20 protein-coding genes are annotated in these 25,697 nt (G+C 55.0%); all 20 read left to right on the top strand.

The features are described from left to right. The first annotated feature begins 33 nt into the window (after positions 1-33). The 20 genes from ACTTK6_RS05060 (at position 34) to miaB (ending at position 25,697) form a co-directional block, all read left to right on the top strand. Complete coding sequence (locus ACTTK6_RS05060; protein WP_462832866.1) at positions 34-1,311, top strand: M16 family metallopeptidase; 1,278 nt, start codon at positions 34-36, stop codon at positions 1,309-1,311. A gap of 98 nt (positions 1,312-1,409) precedes the next feature. Then, positions 1,410-2,456, top strand: a complete 1,047-nt coding sequence (gene asd, locus ACTTK6_RS05055; protein ID WP_079476207.1) for an aspartate-semialdehyde dehydrogenase — start codon at positions 1,410-1,412, stop codon at positions 2,454-2,456. A gap of 20 nt (positions 2,457-2,476) precedes the next feature. Next, the gene (gene dapG / locus ACTTK6_RS05050) at positions 2,477-3,721 is read left to right on the top strand and encodes an aspartate kinase (protein WP_462832865.1); all 1,245 of its coding nucleotides are present in this window, start codon (positions 2,477-2,479) and stop codon (positions 3,719-3,721) included. Positions 3,722-3,785: 64 nt separating this feature from the next. Then, the gene (gene dapA / locus ACTTK6_RS05045; protein ID WP_079476209.1) at positions 3,786-4,658 is read left to right on the top strand and encodes a 4-hydroxy-tetrahydrodipicolinate synthase; all 873 of its coding nucleotides are present in this window, start codon (positions 3,786-3,788) and stop codon (positions 4,656-4,658) included. Between the two features lie 263 nt (positions 4,659-4,921). Continuing rightward, complete coding sequence (locus tag ACTTK6_RS05040) at positions 4,922-6,586, top strand: ribonuclease J (RefSeq protein ID WP_462832864.1); 1,665 nt, start codon at positions 4,922-4,924, stop codon at positions 6,584-6,586. A 104-nt stretch (positions 6,587-6,690) separates the two neighbouring features. Further along, entirely contained in the window at positions 6,691-9,072 is a 2,382-nt protein-coding gene (locus ACTTK6_RS05035; RefSeq protein WP_462832863.1) for an FtsK/SpoIIIE family DNA translocase, read from the top strand. An 11-nt stretch (positions 9,073-9,083) separates the two neighbouring features. Beyond that, a complete protein-coding gene (yfmF, locus tag ACTTK6_RS05030) occupies positions 9,084-10,358 on the top strand; it encodes an EF-P 5-aminopentanol modification-associated protein YfmF (RefSeq protein WP_462832862.1) in 1,275 nt (424 codons plus the stop codon). Next, positions 10,339-11,634 (top strand): EF-P 5-aminopentanol modification-associated protein YfmH, encoded by a 1,296-nt coding sequence (gene yfmH / locus ACTTK6_RS05025; protein ID WP_462832861.1) that lies wholly within the window; start codon positions 10,339-10,341, stop codon positions 11,632-11,634. The genes yfmF and yfmH overlap by 20 nt, the downstream gene beginning before the upstream one ends. Beyond that, the gene (ymfI, locus tag ACTTK6_RS05020; protein ID WP_462832859.1) at positions 11,627-12,352 is read left to right on the top strand and encodes an elongation factor P 5-aminopentanone reductase; all 726 of its coding nucleotides are present in this window, start codon (positions 11,627-11,629) and stop codon (positions 12,350-12,352) included. The genes yfmH and ymfI overlap by 8 nt, the downstream gene beginning before the upstream one ends. Positions 12,353-12,428: 76 nt before the next feature. Beyond that, on the top strand, positions 12,429-13,202 hold the full coding sequence (locus tag ACTTK6_RS05015) for a DUF3388 domain-containing protein (RefSeq protein ID WP_079476215.1): 774 nt from the start codon (positions 12,429-12,431) through the stop codon (positions 13,200-13,202). 18 nt (positions 13,203-13,220) lie between these two features. Then, a complete protein-coding gene (locus ACTTK6_RS05010) occupies positions 13,221-14,141 on the top strand; it encodes a helix-turn-helix domain-containing protein (RefSeq protein WP_462832858.1) in 921 nt (306 codons plus the stop codon). 153 nt (positions 14,142-14,294) lie between these two features. After that, a complete protein-coding gene (pgsA, locus tag ACTTK6_RS05005) occupies positions 14,295-14,873 on the top strand; it encodes a CDP-diacylglycerol--glycerol-3-phosphate 3-phosphatidyltransferase (RefSeq protein ID WP_462832857.1) in 579 nt (192 codons plus the stop codon). A gap of 21 nt (positions 14,874-14,894) precedes the next feature. After that, on the top strand, positions 14,895-16,148 hold the full coding sequence (locus tag ACTTK6_RS05000) for a competence/damage-inducible protein A (protein ID WP_462832856.1): 1,254 nt from the start codon (positions 14,895-14,897) through the stop codon (positions 16,146-16,148). Beyond that, positions 16,132-17,739 carry a DEAD/DEAH box helicase gene (locus tag ACTTK6_RS04995; RefSeq protein ID WP_462832855.1) on the top strand — a complete coding sequence of 536 codons (1,608 nt, stop codon included), beginning with the start codon at positions 16,132-16,134 and terminating at the stop codon, positions 17,737-17,739. Before ACTTK6_RS05000 ends, ACTTK6_RS04995 begins: the two co-directional genes overlap by 17 nt. A gap of 251 nt (positions 17,740-17,990) precedes the next feature. Beyond that, complete coding sequence (gene recA / locus ACTTK6_RS04990; RefSeq protein WP_079476220.1) at positions 17,991-19,076, top strand: recombinase RecA; 1,086 nt, start codon at positions 17,991-17,993, stop codon at positions 19,074-19,076. Positions 19,077-19,420: 344 nt separating this feature from the next. Beyond that, positions 19,421-20,983, top strand: coding sequence for a ribonuclease Y (gene rny, locus ACTTK6_RS04985; protein ID WP_094907892.1), 1,563 nt, complete (start codon positions 19,421-19,423; stop codon positions 20,981-20,983). A 63-nt stretch (positions 20,984-21,046) separates the two neighbouring features. Further along, complete coding sequence (locus tag ACTTK6_RS04980; RefSeq protein ID WP_462832854.1) at positions 21,047-21,844, top strand: TIGR00282 family metallophosphoesterase; 798 nt, start codon at positions 21,047-21,049, stop codon at positions 21,842-21,844. 101 nt (positions 21,845-21,945) lie between these two features. Continuing rightward, entirely contained in the window at positions 21,946-22,206 is a 261-nt protein-coding gene (locus ACTTK6_RS04975; protein WP_022792833.1) for a stage V sporulation protein S, read from the top strand. A gap of 64 nt (positions 22,207-22,270) precedes the next feature. Further along, positions 22,271-24,016 (top strand): ABC-ATPase domain-containing protein, encoded by a 1,746-nt coding sequence (locus ACTTK6_RS04970; protein ID WP_462832853.1) that lies wholly within the window; start codon positions 22,271-22,273, stop codon positions 24,014-24,016. A gap of 97 nt (positions 24,017-24,113) precedes the next feature. After that, complete coding sequence (gene miaB / locus ACTTK6_RS04965) at positions 24,114-25,697, top strand: tRNA (N6-isopentenyl adenosine(37)-C2)-methylthiotransferase MiaB (RefSeq protein ID WP_079476224.1); 1,584 nt, start codon at positions 24,114-24,116, stop codon at positions 25,695-25,697.

Raw genomic sequence — 25,697 nt, 5'->3', positions numbered from 1 at the left:
CATAAAGAGAGTAAAAAAAGGGAGGGCCAACAGATGGTGGAAACAAAACATTTTCTGAATGGAACACGGCTGGTTTCGGAACAGATCCCGCACGTGCGCTCGGTGTCGATTGGCCTGTGGATAGATGCAGGCTCCAGGCAGGAGCGGGAAGAAGAAAACGGGATGGCACACTTTATCGAACATATGCTGTTTAAAGGTACATCCGGACGGAGTGCGGCAGACATTGCCGGCTATTTTGACCGGATTGGCGGAGAAATGGAAGCCTTTACGGCAAAGGATACCACCTGCCTGCAGGCGACCGTGCTTGATGAGCATGCGGAGCAGACCGCCGGGGTGTTTGCCGATATGTTTTTTCACTCGCGCTTTGACCCGGAGGACGTAGAGAAGGAGCGGAACGTGATTTTAGAGGAAATCAGCATGGTGGAGGACACGCCCGACGACATTATTCACGATATGCTGTGGAAAGCTTCCTACGGGAGCCATCCGCTTGCACGCCCAATTCTCGGAACGAAGCCCGTGCTGAACGAAGTGACCCGGGAGCGGCTGCTCGATTTTTTCCATACCCATTATACGCCCGAACGAGTTGTGATTTCGGTTGCCGGCAATGTGAGCAGAGAGCTTCTTGCCTGCATCGAACGTTTATTTGCCGGCTGGGGGCACGGGCGCCGGGCGGAAAGCCGGGAGGAAAACGCTGTATTTGTCCCGGGAAGAGAAGTAAAGAACAGGGAAACCGAACAGGCCCATCTTTGTCTGGGATTTCCGGGCGTTTCCCGTTTTCATGACCAGTATTTTGCGGAAGTGCTGTGGAATAACCTGCTCGGCGGTTCGATGAGCAGCCGGCTGTTTCAGGAAGTCCGGGAGGATCGGGGACTCGCCTATTCTATTTTTTCTTCATTTGAAGCCTTTGAGCATACCGGCTTTCATACGATTTACAGCGCGGCGGCCCCGGGACGTGTCGAAGAGCTGCTCGAGACCATCGATGGGCTGTTTGAACGTTTATCCGCTGGAAATATCAAAGAAGTGGAGATTGAGAACCACCGGTCGCAGCTGAAATCCGCTTTTGTACTGGGACTGGAGTCGTCGGCAGCCCGTATGGCCCGCAACGCCCGGAACGAAATGCTGTTCGGCCGGCATCCGGGAATTGATGAAACCCTGGACAGGCTTGAAAGTGTACAGCTCGGACATGTCGAGGAGCGGGGGCGGGCGATGATGCAGACGCCGCCGAGTGCCTCGCTGATCCAGCCGGATGGCCGTCTGCCTGGGCTATTAAAGAAAAACAGCTCTAATTTCAGCGTGAGCAGCGGAGAATAAGCCAGAATTGCCCTTTTCAGCACTGACAAGTGTGGTAAAATAAAGCAAAGTTTGTTTTAATAAATGTGAAATGGATGAATCAGAAAGGGAGAATGAACATGTCTAACGAAACATATACTGTAGCGGTCGTAGGCGCAACCGGCGCCGTGGGCCAGCAGATGCTGAAAACTTTAGAAGATAAAAATTTCCCCGTTGGAGAGCTGAAGCTGCTTTCTTCAAGCCGCTCCGCCGGGAAAAAAATGACGTTCAAAGGCCAGGAATACACGCTTGAAGAAGCAACCCCTGAATCGTTTGACGGTGTACAGATCGCCCTGTTCTCCGCCGGCGGTTCCGTATCGAAAGCACTGGCTCCCGAAGCGGTCAGGCGTGGGGCGATTGTCGTGGATAACACGAGCGCGTACCGCATGGATCCGGACACCCCGCTTGTGGTTCCGGAAGTGAATGAAGAAGACCTCCACAACCATAACGGCATTATCGCCAACCCGAACTGCTCGACCATTCAAATGGCCGTAGCGCTTGAGCCGATCCGGCAGAAATACGGCCTGAAAAAAGTGGTCGTTTCCACGTATCAGGCTGTATCCGGCGCGGGGCTGGAAGCGGTCGATGAAATGAACACCCAGTCGACGGCGGTACTGAACGGCGAGGAGGCAGAAGCAAACCTTATGCCCGTCAGCGGCGATAAAAAGCACTACCAGATCGCTTTTAACGCGATCCCGCAGATCGACAAATTCCAGGACAACGGCTACACGTTTGAAGAAATGAAAATGATCAATGAAACGAAAAAAATTCTTCATATGGACGAGCTCCCGGTAGCAGCAACGTGTGTGCGCCTTCCGGTTGCCACGGGCCACTCGGAGTCGGTGTATATTGAGACCGAAACAGGGAATCCGGATGTAAAAGAACTGCAGCAGACGCTCTCCGAAGGCGAGGGCATTACCCTTCAGGACGATCCGGCCAACCAGGTGTACCCGATGGCTGTGAACAGCGTTGGCCTGCCGGATGTATTTGTCGGCCGTATCCGCCGTGATCTTGACCGGGAAAACGCCTACCACTTCTGGGTCGTTTCGGATAACCTTTTAAAAGGTGCTGCCTATAACTCGGTACAGATTGCTGAAAGCCTGATCCGCCTTAATTTAATCAAATAACCTGAGAGGGAGCCGGACTGATGAATATTATCGTTCAGAAATTTGGCGGTACGTCTGTAAAAACGAAGGAACTGCGGGAGCAGGCCGCCGGCCATGTTGAAGATGCGGTGCGTGAAGGCTATAAGGTGGTGGTGGTCGTTTCTGCCATGGGCCGGAGCGGAGACCCTTACGCTACTGATACCCTTCTCGGCCTGATCGATGAAAGTGCGCCGGGAGAAGGAAGAGCCGAGCGCGACCTGCTTGTGTCGTGCGGTGAAACCATCTCGGCCGTAGTATTTACAGAGCTTCTGCGTTCGAAGCAGCTCACAGCCGCTGCCTTAAATGGGGCCCAGGCCGGGTTTATTACCGACAGCAACCACGGCAATGCCAAAATTATCGACATGCGCACAGAAAAAGTTGAAGAACTGCTTACCACTCATGATGTTGTCGTCGTAACCGGCTTTCAGGGCGTCAGCGAGGATGGAATGGTCACGACGCTCGGCCGCGGAGGCAGCGATACGTCAGCGACAGCGCTCGGTACAGCCTTAAAGGCCGAGTGGGTGGACATTTTTACCGATGTCGAAGGCATGATGACGGCGGACCCACGTGTCGTGGAAGATGCGAGGCTGCTCTCCACCGTCACCTATCAGGAAATCTGCAACATGGCGTACCAGGGGGCTAAAGTTATTCACCCCCGTGCGGTTGAAATTGCCATGCAGGGTAAAGTGCCGATCCGTATCCGGTCGACGTCGACCAAAGAGCCGGGCACGCTGATTACGTCCATGCTCGGGGGTGCGCCGGGCCGGGAGGTGGCTGAACGCCTGATTACCGGCATCGCCCACATCCCGTCGCTTACCCAGATCAGCGTTTGGGCGGACCCGGAGCAGTCAGAAGATATGCATGCCCGCGTTTTTCAGCGGATGGAAAGCCTTGGCCTGAGCGTAGATTTTATTAACATTGGACTGGGAAGTGCTGTATTCACCGTACCCGACCCGCATGCGAAAGCTGCGGTCAGCGCTCTTGAAGAAGACGGCTGGAGCATCTCCGCGGTGCCTCACTGTGCAAAAGTCAGTGTTGTCGGCGCTGGCATGACCGGCGTGCCTGGAGTGGCTTCCAAAATTGTTACTGCACTCTCAGAGGCCGGGGTGCCGATTTTACAGTCGGCGGATTCGCATACGACCATCTGGGCGCTTGTCCGCGAAAAAGATACGGATAAAGCAGTATCTGCCCTGCACCGTGTATTTGAGCTCGGACGTGCTGGTATACGTCCCCCATCTGTTTCCTAGTAAGCTGCAGAGAAGTATTACGAGCCGCATCGATTCCCTGCAGATGAGAGAAAGGAGCCGACTTATGGCTTTTGGACAGTTACTCACAGCAATGGTTACACCTTTTCATGAAAATGGCGACATTCACTGGGACCAAGTCGAGCAGCTCACGGAGCATTTGATAGCCACAAAAAGCGACGGCGTTGTAGTGGCCGGCACGACCGGAGAATCACCGACGCTCAGCAGCGAAGAGAAGCTGCAGCTGTTCCGCCGGGTGAAAGATATTGCCGGGAGCCGGCTGGATGTGATTGGCGGCGTCGGTACGAACAATACGGCGTATTCAGCTGACCTTGCGAACGAAGCAACTAAAGTCGGCCTTGACGGCTTAATGGCGGTGACGCCTTATTACAACAAGCCGAATCAGGAAGGCATGTACCAGCATTTTCAGCGGATCGCCGCCGCCACAACGCTTCCGCTGATGATTTATAACATTCCGGGGCGCTGCATCGTCAATCTGCTGCCGGAAACGCTGCTCCGGCTCGCGGAAATTTCCAACATTACGTCGGTGAAGGAAGCGTGTGGGAACCTTGATCAGATTTCGCACTTTCTCTCTTCGGCACCGAAGGATTTCCAGCTCTTCAGCGGCGATGACTCGCTCACGCTCCCGACGCTTTCGGTCGGTGGTGACGGCGTGGTCTCTGTGGCAGCCCATATTGCCGGCGAGGATCTGCAGCAGATGATGACCGATTTCTTTTCCGGACACGTGCAGCGGGCAGCAGAGGCGCACCGGACGCTCCTTCCGAAGATGCGGGCCTGTTTTATGGCTCCGAATCCGTCTCCGGTGAAGGCAATGCTTGAACAGATGGGCATTACCGGGCGCTATACCCGCCTGCCGCTCGTGCCGCTGACGGATGCCGAAATCCGGCAGCTCGAACAGTGGTTCACTGCCGCATCTTAATGATTTTCTAACAGGACACCGACAGCCCGGCTGCCGGTGTCCAATTTTTTTACAAATACAAGCATGAACCAGAAAACCCCTGGCCCAAAGCCGCGAGAAATGCCTGAGCCCAATAGTTTCCCTTGTATTTCAAAAACCGCCTGGGTTATACTGATTACAAGTGATTTGTGCGGAAACCATTCACCCAAAGGGAAAAATGTTTCTTTTTGGGGCCGTAAATCGACGTCAGCAATAATTCATTTTAATTTAGGAGGAAATATACTTTGGCCACACAAGCGAATGGTAACGTTCGTGTTTTTTCCCTTGGCGGTATCGGGGAAATCGGAAAAAATATGTACGTTATAGAATCAGAACAGGACATGATTGTTATAGACGCAGGACTAATGTTTCCAGAGGATGACATGCTCGGAATTGATATCGTGATTCCGGATATTTCATACTTAACCCAGAACAAAGAAAAACTCCGCGGGATCTTTTTAACCCACGGGCATGAAGACCATATCGGGGCGTTAACCTACATTCTCCGCCAGGTGCATGTGCCAGTGTATGGCACCAAGCTGACGCTTGGCATCGTGGAGTCGTATGTAAAAGAAAAAGGACTCCGCAAGAAACCGGATTTCCGTGTGGTTCATGACAACAGCGTCATCCAGACCGGCCAGCTGAAAACAAGCTTTTTCCGGACCAATCACAGCATTCCCGATTCGGTCGGGATGGTCGTCCAGACGCCGGAAGGCATCGTGGTGCACACCGGTGATTTTAAATTTGACCAGACGCCGGTGGACGGGCAGTACACCAGCCTGGATAAATTGACTGAAATCGGCAAAAAAGGCGTGCTCTGCCTGCTTTCTGACAGCATTAACGCCGAAGTTCCCGGCGTGAGTCCGTCGGAAGCGATTGCTGGTAACGGCATCATGGATATCTTTTTAGAAAACGAAGGGCGCATTGTAATTACAACTTTTGCGACTAACATCCACCGCATCCAGCAGGTGCTCCAGGCAGCGGAAGAAAGCGGGCGTAAAATTGCTGTGAACGGGCAGGCAATGGAAAAAACAATTGAAATCTCCCGCCGGCTCGGTTATTTGGAGGCCGAGGATGACATTTTTATTACGACCGATCAGGTAGAAGATATGGATCCAAGAAAAGTAGCTATCTTATGCACAGGCAGCCAGGGCGAGCCGGTCTCCGCCCTCATGAATATGGCAAAAGGCGAAGACGACAATTTGACAATCGAGGAAGGCGACATGGTGATTATTGCTGCCAACCCGGTTGCCGGAAACGAAAAAACGGTTTCGCAGACGATCGATTTTCTCTATCAGATCGGAGCCGAGGTCGTCATGGGCGAAAACGTCCACTCCTCCGGCCATGCCCGCCAGGAAGAACTCAAAATGATGCTGAACCTGGTGAAGCCGAAGTACTTTATTCCAGTGCACGGGGAGTACCGGATGCAGTTTGTGCACGGGGAGCTTGCGGAAGAAACCGGCATGGATCCAAATAACATCTTTCTGCTTGATAAAGGGGAAGTTGTGGAATTCAGCAAAGGCAAAGCTGTAAAAGCCGGCAAAGTACCGGCCGGCAACGTGTTAATTGACGGCCTTGGCATTGGGGACGTGGGCAATATTGTTCTGCGTGACCGCCGCCTGCTGTCCGAAGACGGCATCCTTGTCGTCGTCGTAACGCTCAGCAAAAAGACCGGCACCATCGCAAGCGGCCCGGACATTATTTCCCGCGGATTCGTCTACGTGCGCGAGTCCGAAGAGCTGATGGAAAAAGCGCATAAAAAAGTAACCGAGACGCTGGAAAAATCAATTAGCGATAACGTGAGCGAATGGTCGACGCTCAAAAGCAGCATTCGGGATTCAATGAGCCGTTTTCTTTATGAAAAAACAAAACGGCGCCCAATGATTCTGCCGATTATTATGGAAATTTAAAAGCACGCGAAAAGCTTGCCATGACACACCCCTGCGTTAGCCAGTTTGGCGGGCAGGGGGTGTTTTATTGAACAGAGCTTTTTCGGGGAGAAAGGAGCCAAATCATGGCAAAAACGGCGAAGCGGAAAAAGAAACGAACCTCGTCGAACAGAAACAGGCAGCCGGCTTTTTCATGGCCGGCGCTTGCAGCTGCGCTGCTTGCCCTCATATCGCTTGGCGGATGGGGATGGGCCGGCCAGCTGCTCCGCTCCGGGTCCCAGTGGCTCACCGGGGACCTCTGGTGGGTGTTGAACTTGCTTATATTTGCTTTTTCCACTGTATGGATGGTTAACCGGAACGCAGTGAAGAAATATCCGTTGCGGTGGACGGGCGGAACACTTCTTTTTCTCGGGGTGATTCTTTTTACAGAGGTCCGCTGGGCTTCAGGCATCAACGGTCCGGCGATTTCCGTTTTTATGGAAACGTTCGGCCGTGACGGCTGGCTCGACCGATCCGGAGCAGCCTCTACCGGTGGCGGCGCGATCGGCGCTCTTATTTACGATGCTGTTCATTTTCTGATCGGAACAGCCGGGGCATATATTGTTTCTGTGCTTCTTGTGATTGCGGGACTATTTTTACTTATGCAGTGGTCTTTTCAACATACGATGCAGACAGGCGGGGCATGGGCGGCCCGTGCCTCGAAACAGGGAGCAGCCCGGGCGGTCGAAAAAGGGAAACAGCGCCAGGCGGAACGAAGAAAGCAAAAGGAGGCGCGGGCAAAAGAAGCGCCTGCGAAGGCTGCGCCGAAGCGGACAGAAACGCCTGAAGCACCTGCGGAAAAAGCGAAAGAAAGCGCAGAAAAGCCGAAAATCTTTTCCTTTACCGAACAGGCGTACCAGGAGCCGCCGGCGGTTAAAGAGACACCGAAGCCGGAGGAGCCTGCGCGCAAAAAAGAAGCGCCTGCGCCGGAGCAAACGGGGGCGCCTGCAGAGTCCGAACCCGAGGTGGACCGCTCGGATATGCTGAGTGTGACCGAGGGGGAAACCGAGAACAAGAACTATCAGCTGCCGGCGCTTACGATGCTCTCAGCGCCGAAAAACCAGAATCAGCAGCAGGAGCGTTCGCAAATTTCGGCCAATGCGAAAAAGCTCGAAGAAACGCTGCAGAGCTTCGGGGTAAAGGCGAACGTATCGGAAGTACACCTTGGCCCCGCGGTCACCAAATACGAGATCCAGCCGGCTGTCGGGGTGAAGGTCAGCAAAATTGTCAACCTTTCCGATGACATTGCGCTTGCGCTCGCGGCCCGGGACATACGGATCGAAGCGCCGATTCCAGGCAAATCCGCCGTCGGCATTGAGGTGCCGAACCAGGAAGTGGCGATGGTGACGCTTCGGGAAGTGCTTGAGTCGCTCGATAAAAAAGACGAACATGTGCTGAATGTCGCGCTCGGCCGGGATATTTCCGGCGAACCGATTCTCGCTTCCCTCCACAAAATGCCGCACCTGCTTGTCGCCGGGGCGACAGGAAGCGGAAAAAGTGTCTGCATTAACGGCATCATTACAAGCATTCTGATGCGGGCCCGCCCGCACGAGGTGAAGCTGCTGATGATTGACCCAAAAATGGTAGAGCTGAACGTATATAACGGCGTGCCCCACCTGATGGCGCCGGTGGTCACCGAACCGAAGAAGGCGGCCCAGGCGCTGAAAAAAGTGGTGGCTGAAATGGAACGGCGCTATGATCTGTTTTCGCACACGGGCACGAGAAACCTGGAAGGCTACAACGAATGGATCCGGAAGCAGAACGATAAAGGCGGTGCCAAGCAGCCCGAGCTCCCATACATTGTGGTTATCGTCGACGAGCTTGCGGACCTCATGATGGTTGCCTCGGGCGAGGTGGAGGATGCGATTACGCGCCTCGCCCAGATGGCCCGTGCGGCCGGCATTCATATGATTATCGCGACCCAGCGCCCGTCCGTGGACGTCATTACCGGGGTCATCAAAGCCAATATTCCGTCGCGGATCGCATTCGGCGTATCGAGCCAGACGGATTCCCGGACCATTCTTGACAGCGGCGGAGCGGAAAAGCTGGTCGGCAAGGGAGATATGCTGTTCTCCCCGATCGGCTCCAACAAATCCACCCGTGTGCAGGGAGCGTTTGTGTCCGACCAGGAAGTGGAACAGGTGGTGGAGGCAGTCGTCGCCCAGCAAAAAGCCAAGTACCAGGAAGAAATGATACCCGATGACCAGCCGGCGCAGGCTGAACGGCCGAGCGACGAGCTGTTTGACGAAGCGGTGGATATGATTCTGCAGATGCAGAGCGCCTCCGTATCGATGCTGCAGCGCCGGTTCCGCATCGGCTACACGCGCGCAGCCCGCCTCATCGATGAAATGGAGGACCGTGGCATCGTCGGGCCTTACGGCGGCAGCAAGCCGCGTGAAGTGCTTGGGGACACCCGGGGAGCAAACAGCGAACCCGCGGAAGAAAAGGAAGATACGCACCATAGTTGAGGAGGATTTTCATGCAGCCAGTGACAACGAACACGAATATTCCGGTGCATTTATTTCAAACGAAGCAGTTTAAAACAACGGCCGTCATTATGCAGTGCCGCGCTCCGCTGTCCGAACATACTGCAGCGGGCCGGGCGCTGTTGGCCAGAGTGCTGAAAAAAGGGAGCCTGCGCTACCCGTCGCAGTCCCACATAAAAGAAAAGCTCGATGACCTGTACGGTGCCTCGTTCAACGTGGACGTCGGCAAACGCGGCAACTATCATGTGATGAGCTTTCGCATGGAGTTTGTAAACGAGCAGTTTCTGCCGGCACAGGAGGATCTGTTTGCCGAAGCGACCGCTTTTTTAGCAGAAATGGTGCACGCACCGCTTGTAGAGAGCCGCGCGTTTAACTCAAAGATCGTCGAAGAGGAAAAGCGGACCCTGCTGCAGAAAATCAATACGATTTACGATGAAAAGGACCGCTACGCCAACATGCGCCTTGTGCAGGAAATGTGCAGCGCCGAAGCATACTCGGTGCATCCGCTTGGCGATGCCCACCAGATGGAGGCTCTCGATGAGCAGAAGCTCTACGACGTATACGAGCAGTTTCTGGCTGAAGATGCGATTGACGTCTATGTGGTCGGCGACGTGGAATCGTATGACGTGGAGGCAGTAACAGGCCCGTTTCCGGAACGAAGCCCCCTGCCGCCGGTTGAAGACGGGTCGGAGCGCCCGCCGCGTGTACGCTACGTGGAGGAGGCCGATGACATTCACCAGGGCAAGCTGCAGCTCGGCTACCGGACGCCGGTTACGCAGGACGATCCGCGGTTTGCCGCGATGCAGGTAACCAACGGACTGTTCGGCGGCTTTCCGCACTCGAAGCTGTTTCAGGAAGTGCGTGAAAAACGGAGCCTGGCGTATTACGCCGCGTCCCGCTATGAAAGCCAGAAGGGGCTGGTCATGGTGATGACCGGCATTGAAAAAGAGCAGTACGAGCAGGTGAAGACGGTCATCGGTGAACAGCTGCAGGCGCTGCAGCAGGAGGCCGTGTCCGAGGAACTGCTGGCCCAGACGAAAAGAATGCTCATCAACCAGATCCGGGAGACGACCGACGCCCCGGGCGGACTGGCAGCTCTGCATTTTCAGGGAAAAATGGCCGGCCGCGTCCGCCCGATTGAAACATGGATTGAAGAAATTGAGCAGGTGAGCGCGGAGGACGTGCTTGCATGCGCGAACTCGATTGTGCTTGATACCGTATTTTTCCTACACGGAAAGGAGGATAAAGATGCAGAAACAACAGTATGATCAGCTGCATGAAACTGTCTACTCCGAAGTGATGCCAAACGGCCTCCGGGTGTACGTGCTTCCAAAACAGGGGTTCAGTAAAACATTTGCCACCTTCACCACCGACTACGGCTCCATTGACAACGCCTTCGTTCCGATCGGGCAAAAGCAGAGCGTGGAGGTGCCGGACGGAATCGCCCATTTTCTGGAGCACAAAATGTTTGAAGATGAAGAGGGGGACGTATTTGATACGTTCGGCAAACAGGGGGCTTCAGCGAACGCGTTCACGTCCTTTACCCGCACGGCGTATTTATTTTCAAGCACTGACGACACCGCAGTAAACCTGCATACGCTGCTCGACTTTGTGCAGCACCCGTATTTCACCGAGGAAAGCGTGGAAAAGGAAAAGGGCATTATCGGCCAGGAGATCAGCATGTACGATGATGATGCTGACTGGCGCCTCTTTTTCCAGCTGCTCGGCAATCTGTATCACCGCCATCCGGCCCGTATTGATATTGCCGGCACCGCTGAGTCCATTAACCGGATTACCAAGGATGATCTGTATACGTGTTATCATACGTTTTACCATCCGGCCAACATGATTTTATATGTGGCAGGGGCGGTGGAGCCTGAAGACATTTTCGAGCTCGTACGAAGCAACCAGGCGGAAAAGGAATTTGCGCCGATGGACCACGTGGAACGCGTTGAAGTGAACGAGCCGGCAACGGCGCTTCATTCCAGGGCAGTCGAAAAGATGAGTATCCGCCTGCCGAAGGTGCTTCTTGGCTACAAGCTGTCACTGCACAGCGCAACGGAGAACCTGCTGTACGAGGAAGCCCGGCTGGAGCTGCTGCTTGAAACGCTGTTCGGAGAAGGCTCGGAGGCGTATGAAACGCTGTACTCCGAAGGGCTGATCGATGACAGCTTTTCAAGCGAGGCGATGATTGAGCGTTCGTTTTCGCTCGCGGCCATTGGCGGCAATACGCCGAAGCCGGAAGAAACGGAGGCACGGCTGCTTGACATTATCGCACACGCCCAGACTGAAGGCATGGACGAACGGCGCTTTGAACGGATGCGCAAAAAGCTGCTAGGCCAGCTCGTCAAACAGCTGAATTCCACTGAATTTCTCGCTACCGAGGGCACGCGCTACGCGTTTCACGGCGCATCGGTCATGGATGCAGTGGACATTATGCAGCAGGTGACGTTCGACGACATTTCCGGATTGTTGCAAAATGAATTCCGCATCGACAACCGAACAACCTCCATCGTCGACCAGAAGGGCGAAACCGATGCCTGACTGGACGCTGGTGACTGGAGCGAGCGGGGCGATTGGAAGCGCAGCAGCTGAACGGCTTGCTGCCTCCGGCCGCCCGCTTCTGCTTCATTATTATCAAGGAAAAGAAAGCGCAGAACAGACAGCTATGCGCTGCCGCCAAAACGGACAGCGGGCAGAAACAATCTACGGGGATCTTGGCACGGAAGCAGGCCAAAAGGCGTTTACGGAACGGCTGCCCCAAAATATTGATACGTTTATTCATGCTGCAGGCATGGAGGAATACATACTGTTTCAGGAAACCACGTACGCCCACCGAAATTCGATTATTCAGACAAATGCGATGAGCGCGCTTGCGGTCAGCCGGGCACTCCTCCCGGAAATGATCCGTGCCCGCCAAGGAACGATTGTTTTTGTGAGCTCCGTATGGGCCCGGGAAGGAGCAGCAATGGAATCCACCTATGCGGCGGCCAAAGGAATGATTGAAGCGTTCACCCGGTCGCTTGCCAAAGAAACCGGACCGTCCGGCGTCAGGGTAAACGCGGTGGCGCCGGGAGCGGTCGCCTCCCCGATGCTCGGGCATCTGTCGGAGGAAGAACGGGAGGACGTCGCCGGGCGCGTGTCGCTCGGACGGATTGGCACACCGGGGGAGGTGGCTGGAACCGTGGCGTTTTTATGCTCGCCGGATGCCGCTTATGTCCACGGGGAAGTGCTCCGCGTCGACGGTTTATTTCCGTCCTGAAGCCCCCGCATGTTCTGTTCAAATGGGAAAAAATGACGTACAATAAAAGCAGTAGAGATAAGAGGGGGAACGCCTGATGGCTGGCAACGAATGGTACGTGGAATATGAAATTCATCAAAACCGCCCCGGCCTGCTCGGGGATATTTCTTCGCTGCTCGGCATGCTTGCGATCAATATCGTGACGATCAACGGCGTGGAGGGCAACCGCCGGGGGCTGCTTCTCCGTTGTGACAGCTATGACCGGATTCAGCGGCTGCGCGCCATTCTGGATACGATTCAGATCATTTCCGTTCGCAAGGTCAAGCAGCCGGGCCTGCGGGAAAGGCTCGCTGTCCGCCACGGCCGCTATATTGAACGCGATGCCGATGACCGGAAAACGTTCCGCTTCGTGCGCCCGGACCTTGGGCTGCTGGTCGATTTTATGGCCGAACTGTTCAAAAAGGACCGCCACTACCTTGTCGGTATCCGCGGCATGCCCCGGGTCGGGAAAACCGAATCCCTTGTGGCTGCAAGCGTATGTGCCAACAAGCGCTGGACATTTGTGTCGTCAACGCTTCTGCGCCAGACGATGCGCACCCAGCTTGGGGAGGACGAACGAACAAACAGCCACGTGTTTATTATCGACGGAATTGTCACTACCATGCGCGCGGCCCGGAAGCACCGCGACCTCGTGGAAGAGATCATGCGCCTGCCTGCGGTCAAGGTCGTCGAGCATCCGGATATTTTTATCCGGGAAACGTCGTATACGGCGGATGATTTTGACTGCATGATTGAGCTGAGAAACGATGAAAGCCAGGTGATTTCTTACGATACGGTGGACTCGGGGTTTTCATCCTTTGATATTAGTTAAAGGGGCAGGTGAGCCGTTATGGCAGAATTAGGACCATACCTTCGCGGGGAACGCGAGCGCCAGGGGGCAAGCCTCGAGCTGATGCAGCAGCGCACGAAAATTCAACGAAGGTATTTACAGGCAATTGAAAAAGGCGATTACGGAGCGCTGCCGGGAGCATTTTATACCCGGGCGTTCATCCGCAGCTACGCCGAAGCGCTCGGCCTGAATGCCGAGGACATTTTCCGGCAGTACGGCGGTGAACTGCCGGCACCGAAACAGCAGCCGGCCGCGATGCCGTCGCGGACGTCACGGAAGCAGACGCGCAGCAGAAATCAGCAGCCGCGCCAGCAGCAGAAACAGAAAAAAACATCCTTCCTGCCCTTTGTGTTTGCGCTTATTTTTCTTTTAATTATCGGGGCAGGCATCTGGCTGTTATTTCAAAATGTGAACAGCGATACGCAGACTCAACAGCAGCAGAGCGATGAGGGCACCGGTGTGCAATTTGAGTCGGGCGCAGGCAGCGACGATGAAGGCAGCGCAGAAGAGAACGCAGGCAGTGCAGAAAACGCCCCGGAGGAAAACGAAGAAGCGGGCGGGGAAGAAAACGAAAACACTGACGAAGAAGAGAACGGCGGTGCCGATGTGCAGCTGGAAGAAACGTCCGCTGAAGGAGACAACGCCTCGTATGATGTGATCGGGGCGGAAACGTTCGAGCTGACGATGAATTTCAGTGGAGACTCCTACGTGGATGTGACGAATGCAGAAGGCGACATGCTCGACATGTTCTCTAGCCAGTCAGCCGGTGATGAACTTGAGGAAACGTATGAAGAAGAAGAGATTACCGTCAACGTCGGCAACACAAACAATATGGAGCTGGCCGTTAACGGCCGGGAATTTTCCTACCCTTCGGACGGCACCCACCAGAGAATTACATTTACGGCAGTGCCAGAAGAATAAATCCGGCCTTCGCTTCTGAGCGTTTCAGAACGAAGGCTTTGCTTTGCCATAAACAAATTGTGCGTTTTGTTCCATGAGAAAAAAAGATATGTGATACAATATGAAAGACTGGAATGTGGACGGAACAGCACGATTTGCAAGTAGGAGGACGCTATGAACTTACCTAATAAAATTACGATCGCCCGGGTGCTGATGATTCCGCTATTCGTTATCGCTGTCCTGGTGCCTTTTCCGTTTGGCACATGGTCGATAGGAAACGCCGGGCTGCCGGTGCATCATTTCATCGGAGCGGTCATCTTTGCGATCGCAGCCGTTTCCGACTGGCTCGACGGTTATATTGCAAGAAAGTACAAGCTGGTGACTTCGTTTGGCAAGTTTTTGGACCCGCTTGCGGACAAGCTGCTTGTCACGGCCGCCCTGCTTGTGCTGATTGACATTTCTATGCTGGCGTCCTGGATGGCGATCATTATTTTGAGCCGCGAATTTGCGGTCACCGGCATCCGGCTGGTGGCTGCGGGAGAAGGGAACGTCATTGCGGCAAGCGGACTTGGGAAATGGAAAACCACATTCCAAATGGTTGCTATTGTGGTGCTCTTGCTTCACCACTTTCCATTTTCCTATGCCGGCATTCCGGCAGGCGACGTGCTTATGTGGATCGCTGTTATTTTAACCATCATATCCGGCGTCGATTATTTCTGGAAAAACCGCGCTGTGATTATGAAGACGATGTAAGGTGTATCGGAGGAACGTGTAATGAATGCTGAAATTATCGCAGTAGGGACAGAGCTCTTGCTGGGCCAGATTGCCAACACAAACGGCCAGTATTTATCAAAGGAACTAGCTTCTCTCGGGGTGAATGTGTACCGCCACACCGTGGTGGGGGATAACGAAGCCCGGATGCAAGAAGCCGTCGGAGAAGCCTCCGAACGGGCGGATATCGTCATACTGACCGGCGGCCTGGGGCCGACGCAGGACGATATTACCAAAGACGTGATAGCAGACTTTACCGGCCGGAAGCTGCTCGTGCACGAAGCGTCAGCGCAAAAAATCAAAGATTACTACAACCGGACGGGCCGGGCGATGCCGGCGTCCAATATGCGCCAGGCACACTACGCTGAAAACAGCACGGTATTTTTTAACCAGAACGGCATGGCGTGCGGCATGGCGGTTGAAGAAGGCGGCACGCATTACATTTTAATACCGGGGCCTCCCCGGGAAATGAAGTCCATGTACAAGTATGACGTCGAGCCTTACGTGGCAGCACTTGCCGGAAGCGGCAGGCTTGTGTCGTCCCGGGTGCTCCGTTTTTACGGCATCGGGGAATCCTCGCTTGAAGAGGAGCTGCAGGATTTGATTGAAGCCCAGACGAACCCGACGATTGCTCCGCTGGCCGGGGACGGGGAAGTCACGCTCCGGCTGACGGCGGCGGCTGCGACTGCAGATGAAGCGCTGCAGATGATCGCAGGCGTGGAAGAACAGGTGCAAAGGCGCGTCGGGGAGCATTTTTACGGCTACGATGACGATTCGGTCTTTAACCATACGGTGAATGTGCTGAAAGAGCGCTCCCAGACGATCGCTTCAGCGGAAAGCCTGACCGGCGGCTGGTTTGCAAAATCCATCGTGGACGTGCCGGGGGCGTCAAGCGTATTTCAGGGGTCCGTCACGACGTATTCCAAAGCGGCCAAGCAGCACATTCTTGGCATTGACCGGCCGCTTCTCGAACAAGATGGCGCCGTGAGTGCCGCCTGTGCAGAAGCGATGGCCGAAAAGGTGAAAGAAAAATTCAATACCGACATTGGTATTTCATTTACCGGTGTCGCCGGGCCGGACTGCGATGAAGGTAAAGAGCCCGGGCTTGTCTGGATCGGGGTGTCCGGTCCGCACGGAACGATCTCAAAGCAAATTCACATCGCCGGCACCAGGGATCGTGTCCGCTTTATGGCTTTATATGAAGGGTGCCGATTGTTATGGAAAGAAAAGGTGGTAGAAAATGACAACATTCAATGATTTTCAAATGAAAGACGAAATTAAACAGGCTGTACGGGAAATGGGCTTTGAAGAGCCGTCCCCGGTACAGGAAAAAGCAATTCCCGATGCTCTTGAACAGAAGGATTTGATCGGACAGGCACAAACCGGTACCGGTAAAACAGCAGCGTTTGGCATACCGATTTTAAATAAGGTAACCGAAGAGCCGCACGTGCAGTCGATTATCATTACTCCGACCCGCGAGCTTGCCATTCAGGTTTCCTCGGAAATCCAGAAGCTCTCCAAGCATTTAAATGTCCGTTCGCTGCCGATTTACGGGGGCCAGTCGATCGGGCACCAGATTAAAGCGCTCAAGCAGGGCGTGCAGATTGTGATTGGTACGCCGGGGCGGGTGCAGGATCATCTGCGCCGCAAAACGCTGCACCTCGACAAAGTAAATACCGTCGTGCTCGACGAAGCGGACGAAATGCTCGACATGGGCTTTGTGGAGGACATTGAGGCGATCCTGAAACAGGTGAACGTCGACCGGCAGACGCTGCTGTTTTCAGCGACGATGCCGCCGGCAATCCGCAAGCTGTCGAAAAAATATATGGTGGACCCGGTCACGGTCTCCATCAACAAAAGCGAAGTGACGGCACCAAACATCGAGCAGTCGTACTTTAAAGTGCTCGAGCGCAACAAGCAGGACTCTCTCTGCCGGATTCTTGACGCACGCGACCCGGACCTCGGCATTATTTTCTGCCGGACGAAAAAGGGCGTAGCCGACCTGACGGAAATTCTGCAGGCAAGAGGCTACCTCGCAGACGGCCTGCACGGCGACCTCACCCAGCAGCACCGCGATGCGGTTATGAAGAAATTCCGCGACGCGTCGATTGAATTCCTGGTGGCGACAGACGTCGCGGCGCGCGGCATTGACGTACAGAACGTCACCCACGTGATCAACTACGACATTCCGCAGGACCCGGAAAGCTACGTGCACCGCATCGGCCGTACAGGCAGAGCCGGACGCAAAGGCGAAGCGCTGACGCTTGTAACGCCGCGCGAAATGAAGCATCTGCGTTCGATCGAGTCGGAAATCAAGATGTATATCCCGTCGCACCGGGTGCCGACCATCGAAGAAGTGGTGGAGAAGCAGCAGGAAGCATGGAAGCGTCAGATTGCCTCCCAAATGGAAGAGGAGTCGGAGCTTGGTCTGTTCAATGACATCACTGAGGAACTGCTTACCGAGTACGATCCGAAGGACGTCGTCCGGGCATTAATGAAGCTGAACTTCGCCTCCACCGTCGGCGAATCCGATGAAAGCTACAGCTTTGGTGAAACCGGCGGCGCCCGCGGCATGACAAGATTCTTTATCAATGTCGGCCGCAATGTGAACATGACGCCGAAAATATTAATCGAAGAAATTTCGAACGCTGTCGGCATTCCCGGCAAATCGATCGGCAAAATTGATATTTTTGACAAGTTTACTTTTGTGGAAGTACCTCAGGACAGCGCTCCGTTTGTGTACGAAGCCCTTCGGCACGCTCGCATCAACGGCACGCGCGTGAACCTCGAGCCGGCGAAGCCGCGCCCGGCCCGTCCGAGCCGGAACACGCAGCGCCAGTCCCAGTAATCCGTTCGCTCTTCAGCGGCAGCCGCCGTTGAAGAGCTTTTTTAACCTCGTGCCTTTGATGGAGAAATCGGGAAATAAAACACGAATAAATGTTCGCATATCTGTTGGCAAATCGAACAAAAAAAGATATAATATAGAAAGCAGGAAAACAGCGGGGACGCTTCCTGAATAACAGCAGGCATGTATGGATATGCTCTTCGTGGGGAAGAGGGTGTCCGTTTAATAGTATATATCCTTGAAGGAGAGATAAGATGAGCGAAAGAAAAGCCGCATTGGATCAAGCACTGAGCCGCATCGAAAAACAGTTTGGCAAAGGGTCGATCATGAAACTTGGAGACCAGACCGACCGCCGCATTTCCACCATTTCCTCCGGCGCCCTCGCCGTAGATATTGCCCTCGGGGTCGGCGGTTATCCGCGCGGACGTGTCGTGGAAATTTACGGGCCGGAATCCTCCGGTAAAACGACAGTTGCCCTGCATTCGATCGCCGCTGCCCAGCGCGACGGCGGCACGGCGGCATTTATCGACGCGGAGCACGCCCTCGACCCGAGCTATGCGCGGGCGCTTGGCGTCAACATCGATGAACTGATCCTTTCCCAGCCCGACACCGGCGAGCAGGCGCTTGAAATTGCTGAAGCCCTCGTACGAAGCGGTGCCATTGACATTCTCGTTATTGATTCCGTCGCAGCACTCGTACCTAAAGCGGAAATTGAAGGCGAAATGGGCGACAGCCACGTCGGCCTCCAGGCGCGTTTAATGTCCCAGGCACTGCGTAAGCTTTCCGGGGCGATCAGTAAATCGAACGCGATCGCGATGTTTATCAACCAGATCCGTGAGAAAGTCGGCGTCATGTTCGGCAGCCCGGAAACGACTCCCGGCGGCCGTGCGCTGAAATTCTACTCCTCGGTGCGGCTTGAAGTGCGCCGGGCGGAAACCCTCAAGCAGGGCAACGAAATGGTCGGTAACAAAACGAGAATCAAAGTGGTGAAAAACAAAGTAGCACCGCCATTCCGCCAGGCAGAAGTAGATATCATGTACGGCGAAGGCATCTCGCGGGAAGGCTCGATCCTTGATATCGGCGCCGAGCTCGATATTGTGCTCAAGAGCGGTGCCTGGTACTCCTATGAAGGCGAACGCCTTGGTCAGGGGCGGGAGAACTCGAAGCAGTTCCTGAAAGAAAATGAAGCCACGGCCGCAGCGATTGAACGGAAAATCCGCGACCACTACAAGCTTGATGACATTCAGGCCGAACCGGACGAGGCGGAGGAAGAACCAGAAGCTCCGCATGAATCCAGCCTGCTTGCCGAAGAAGAAGAAACAGCAGATACGAACCGTTAAAGCACTGCCAGGGCGCCGGGATTCCGGCGCCTTTTTGTGTGGAAAAAGCGGCCGGGGAGTTAAAAATCTGCGGCCTTTGTGCCGCCAGCACGGAGCAAACGGAGGGCGGGAGATGGAGGAAAGCGGTGTCAATCCCTATAAAAACAGGGATTCCTGCCATTGAGCTTTCTTGACAGCGTCTTACGGTAAAGATACAATAAAGAAGTGGAACGTTTGTTTTGTTCCGCACTTCGATGAGCGTATTTATTCGCAAGCAGAACAATGCGGACACGAAAAAGAATCATCAATGCAACTTTCGCAACAACCGAAAGTGAACAATCAGATAGCAAGAGGAGGTGACATGTATGAACACTGCAATCATCTCCATTTTGCTTGTTATCGGTGCATTGATAGTTGGTTTGATTGGATATTTTGTCCGAAAAGCGATTGCCGAAGCGAAATTCAAAAGCGCCGAGCACGAAGCCGGCCAGATTGTGAAAGAAGCTGAGCGGCAGGCAGAGACAATCTTAAAAGAATCGCGGTTGGAAGCTAAAGACGAAGCACATCAAATTCGGGCAGAAGCAGAGAGTACTCTGAATGAACGAAGAAATGAAGTTCAAAAACAAGAAAACCGCTTGATGCAGAAAGAAGAGACCCTTGACCGAAAAAGTGAGACGTTGGACAAAAAGGAAGAATCCTTGGAGCGCAGAGAGGAGTCTCTCTACGAAAAACAACAACAGGTTGAGGAAAATAACAGCAAAGTGGAGGAGATTCTCGCCAAACAGCAGGAGGAACTTGAACGTGTTTCCGGCATGTCGCGGGAGGATGCGAGAGAGATGATCCGCCGCGAAACCGAACAGGAAATGGAACACGAAACGGCGCTTCTGATCAAAGAACGCACAGAAGAAGCCAAACAGGAAGCCAACAAAAAAGCGAAGAATATTTTATCCCTGGCCCTGCAGCGCTGTGCTGCTGACCATGTCGCCGAAACGACGGTGTCTGTGGTGAACCTGCCAAACGATGAAATGAAGGGGCGGATCATCGGCCGGGAAGGACGCAACATCCGGGCGCTTGAAACGTTAACCGGTATTGATCTTATCATTGATGATACCCCGGAAGCTGTCATTCTCTCCGGTTTCGATCCGATTCGCCGCGAGGTGGCGCGCATTGCGCTTGAACGCCTCGTGCAGGACGGCCGCATTCATCCGGCACGCATCGAAGAAATGGTCGAAAAGGCACGCCGGGAAGTGGATGAATTTATCCGCGAATACGGCGAGGAAGCAACGTTTGAAATGGGTATTCACGGGCTGCATCCGGATCTCATGAAGATTCTCGGACGCCTTCACTTCCGGACAAGCTACGGCCAGAATGTGCTGAAGCATTCGATGGAAGTCGCGCATTTGACTGCGCTGATGGCCGCCGAGCTCGGTGAGGACGAACAGCTGGCCCGCCGCGCCGGACTGCTTCATGACCTCGGGAAGGCCATCGATCATGAAGTCGAAGGCAGCCACGTGGAAATCGGCGTCGAGCTTGGTAAGAAATACAAAGAGCACGAGGTCGTCATCAACAGTATTGCTTCCCACCACGGGGATACCGAGGCCACCTCGGTGATTGCGTCGCTCGTCGCTGCCGCAGACGCGCTGTCCGCAGCACGGCCGGGAGCACGCAGGGAAACGCTTGAAACGTACATCCGCCGCCTGGAACGGCTCGAAGAAATTTCGGAATCCTTCAAAGGGGTCGAGAAAACCTTCGCCATTCAAGCCGGACGCGAGGTACGGATCATGGTGAAACCGGATGTGGTGGACGATCAGCTGGCACCGCAGCTGGCAAGAGATATCACAAAACGGATCGAAAGTGAACTGGATTATCCGGGCCATATCCGCGTAACGGTGATACGGGAAACCCGGGCAGTAGATTATGCGAAATAAAGCGGTGATCGCCACCGCTTTATTTTTTTATGCGTACACACGCGAAGAAAGGAAGTCACAGACATGAAATTTTTATTTATTGGCGACATCGTCGGTTCGCCGGGGCGGAAAATGGTGGAGGAGTACCTGCCGCGCCTGAAGCGCAGGTACCAGCCAACCGTCACGATCATGAACGGCGAAAACGCGGCGCACGGCAAAGGCATTACCGAAAAGATCTACAAGCAGCTGCTCGAAGCTGGGGCGCAGGTCATTACGATGGGGAACCATACGTGGGACAACAAAAACATTTTCGAATTTATTGATGACGCCGAGATGATGATCCGGCCGGCCAACTACCCGGCAGGCGTGCCTGGTGAGGGAATCAAGTACCTGCGCATCAATGACCAGGAAGTGGCGGTGATCAACCTGATCGGCCGCACATTTATGGGTAATCCGAACGACGACCCGTTCCAGAAGGCGGATGAGCTTGTCACAGAGGCCTCAGCGCGCACGAGCTTCATCTTTGTAGACTTTCACGCGGAAACAACGAGCGAAAAGCAGGCGATGGGCTGGTTTTTAAGCGGACGGGTGAGCGCGGTGGTCGGGACCCACACCCACGTACAGACGGCCGACGACCGGATTCTCGACGGCGGGACCGCCTTTCTGTGTGACGCAGGAATGACCGGGCCGAGCGACGGCATTCTCGGCATGGAGCGCGAGGCCATCATACGAAAGTTTCAGACAAATCTTCCTACCAAGTTTGAAGTGGCCGAAGGGCGGGAACAGTTAAATGGAGTCTTTGTGAAAGCGGATCCGAAAACCGGAAAAGCGACCACAATCGAACGCATCCGTATCGACGAAGCCCACCCTTTTTTCGAGTAAAAAAAGAATATTTAGAAAAAAGCAGGAATCTGCCCCTTCTTTCATGAATTATGACTAATACAATGGCGTTATCATTGATCCTACGCAGGGAGGTACTAGAAATGGAAGTATTAAAAGTATCCGCTAAATCCACTCCAAATTCTGTCGCAGGTGCCTTGGCCGGAGTTATTCGTGAAAAGGGAGCCGCGGAAATTCAGGCGATCGGAGCCGGCGCCATTAATCAGTCCATCAAGGCGATAGCCATCGCCAGAGGGTTTGTGGCGCCGAGCGGCATTGACCTGGTCTGCATTCCCGCTTTTACCGATATTGAAATTGACGGCGAGGAACGTACGGCGATAAAATTGATTATTGAGCCGAGGTAAACGTCCCCCGCCGCCTCCGGCAGCGCCCGGGCGCTGCCGGCAATTCCATACATATCACCAGCCGGTGGTACAACGAGACGTCCCCGCGGCGTCTTTTTGTATGCCGGCATACGATGAGAGGAGCATACCAATGAAACAATTGATTCAAACGCTGAAACGCATCGACCGCAAGGGCTACAAAGCCTACAACGATATTAAAGGCACGCATGAGTTTTCGGACTTCCGGCTGCACATGGACCACGTGCAGGCGGACCCGTTTGCCAGTCCCTCCCGTGCCCGGGTGACACTTTCGAGAAAAGCGCTCGAGCTCGGCCCGGAGGTTGAAGAAAGCGACGCGCGCCGGGTGGCGGCCATCGACTTTTTCGCCCTTGCCATGCAGGAGGAGCTCCACAAGCAGAAGGGCAAGCCGGGCATCATTATCGACGGCCCCGGCCAGGAAATGATCGACCGGACAGCCGTGAAGCTGTCGAAGGATCATCTTGAAATCCGGCTGTCGATCCACCTGCCGGCCCGAGGGCGCACAATCCAGGGCCAGGAGGCGGTCGACCGGCTCACCAAACAGCTGCCGGAGGCGATACAGCGCGCTGTCCAGCAGCATTCCAAACAAAAGCTGACAGCCCAGCTCGAGCTCGCCGACCAGCAGCAGGCGGTGCGCCGCTACCTGCAGGACAACGGCTGCATCGCATTTGTGGCCAACGGCTCGGTGCTGCCGCGTGCAAGCGGCGTCAGCAACCGCCCGATGAGCGGCAAAGATGTAATCTCATTTCAATCGCCGAAGGAGCGCGAGGTGACGATTGAGCTTCCGCACGGAAAGCCGGTTACCGGCATGGCGGTGCCAAAGGGCGTGACGATTATTGTCGGCGGCGGCTACCACGGCAAAAGCACGCTCCTCGAAGCCATTGAGCGCGGCGTGTACAACCACCGCGCCGGCGACGGCCGTGAATTTGTGATTGCCGACCCGGGCGCGGTGAAGGTGCGTGCCGAAGACGGCCGCTCGGTCACCGGGGTCAACATCAGCCCGTTCATCGCGAACCTTCCGGCCGACAAGGACACCTCCTTTTTTACGACCGAAAACGCGAGCGGCAGCACCTCGCAGGCGGCGAACATTATGGAGGGACTCGAGGCGGGCGCCGGGACGCTGTTGATCGATGAAGACACGAGCGCGACCAATTTTATGATCCGTGACGCCCGGATGCAGGCGCTTGTGGCCAAGCGCAAGGAGCCGATCACGCCGTTTATTGATAAGGTCCGTGCCCTCTATGACGACGAAGGCATTTCCACGATTCTTGTCGTCGGCGGAGCAGGAGATTATTTTGACGTGGCGGATTATGTTATCATGCTTGAAGAGTACGTGCCGTACGACGTGACCGAAGAAGCGCGCCGGATTGCCGGGGAGCACCCGACCAACCGGGCGAAGGAAGCCGGGGAAGCTTTTGGGGCCTTAACGGGCCGCCGCATTGCGGTCCACCGCTTTGACGCCCGTAAAGGCAAAAAGGAAAAGGTAAGCGGCAAGGGCCGCGACACGGTGATGTACGGAACGGAAACCATCGACCTGAGCGCGGTCGAGCAGCTGATCACCGGCAGCCAGACGAATGCGATTGCCGAGGCCATCCGGCATGCGAGCAGGCAGTTCCAAAAGCCGGCGCCGCTGCCGGAGGTGCTCGACTACATCGAGCAGACGATCGACGAGCAGTCGCTTGACGGCCTGTCGCCGTTTAAAAACCAGCACCCGGGCGATTTTGCGCGCCCGCGCCGGTTTGAAATCGCGGCGGCCATCAACCGCTACCGTCCGCTCCGGGTCGAACGGTGATTGAGTTTTGCCGGTTTTCGGCTTATAATATGAAGCGACGATAAAAAAATTGCGGGCGGCACGTCCGCCCGTACCTATAGAGAAGGGAGAGACCACCGTGACTGATAAAAAGCAAACGGATACGTCTGAACAAACGACTCCGGCGGTCGATCCGGCATACGAAAAATACTTTGATTTTTCCAAAGCCGAAGTGGAAAGCAACGAGGACGGCAAGCAATACATGAAAATCGGGGGCCGGTCGATCGTCATCAACGACCAGCCCGACCATAAAGCAGGACGCAAGCGGACGAAGCAGGACGCTTCGGTGCACTATGACTTTGACATACCCGAGGACATGCGCGGCATCGGCTACGGCAAAAAGTACCTGATCCGCACGTACGGCTGCCAGATGAACTATCACGACACCGAAAACATGGCCGGCATCCTTGAAGAGATGGGCTTTGCCGAAACAAAGGACACCGAAGAGGCCGATCTCATCTTTTTGAACACGTGCGCGATCCGTGAAAACGCGGAAAACAAAGTGTTCGGCGAGATCGGCCACCTGAAGGCGCTCAAGCGCGAAAAGCCGGAGCTGATGCTCGGCGTATGCGGCTGTATGTCGCAGGAGGAAAACGTCGTGAACCGCATCATGCAGAAGCACCAGCACATCGACATGATTTTCGGCACGCACAACATCCACCGCCTGCCGGAGCTGCTCCGCGACGCCATCCAGGGCAAGGAAATGGTGATCGAGGTCTGGTCGAAGGAAGGCGATGTGATCGAAAACATGCCGAAAAAACGCGCCGGCGGCACGCAGGCGTGGGTCAATATTATGTACGGCTGCGACAAGTTCTGTACGTACTGCATCGTGCCGTATACGCGCGGCAAGGAGCGCAGCCGCCTGCCGGAGGACATTATCGCCGAGGTGCGCGACATCGCGCGCCAGGGCTATAAGGAAATTACGCTCCTCGGGCAGAACGTGAACGCCTACGGCAAGGACCTCGGACTCGACTACGGGCTCGGCGAGCTGATGAACGAGCTGCATAAAATCGACATCCCGCGCATCCGTTTTACGACAAGCCACCCGCGCGACTTTGACGATTACCTGATCGAGGTGCTCGCCCAGGGCGGCAACCTCGTCGAGCATATCCATCTGCCGGTGCAGTCCGGCAACAGCGACATGCTCAAGCTGATGGGGCGCAAATACACGCGCGAGGAATACGTAGAGCTCGCCCGCAAAATTAAAACGGCGATTCCGCACGCGTCGTTTACGACCGACATCATCGTCGGCTTCCCGAACGAAACGGAGGAGCAGTTTGAAGACACGATGTCTCTCATGCGCGAGATGGACTACGACAGCGCGTTCACCTACATTTACTCTCCGCGCGAGCATACGCCGGCGGCGAAGATGGAGGACAACGTGCCGATGGACGTGAAAAAAGAGCGGCTCGCCCGCCTGAACGCGCTCATGGGCGACATTTCGAACCGCCGCAACAAAGAGCTCGAAGGCCAGGTGCTTGAGGTGCTCGTCGAAGGCGAAAGCCGCAAAAACGCCGACGTGCTCTCCGGACGCACACGCACGAACAAGCTCGTGAACTTCCGGGCACCAAAAGATGTGATCGGTGAAGTCATCTACGTCCAAATTGACGAAGCCAAAACGTGGTCGCTCGACGGCCATGTGGTGGAATTTGCGGAGGTGTAA

The organism is Marinococcus salis, assembly GCF_054971365.1.
This window is presented reverse-complemented; position numbering and strand designations above follow the sequence as displayed.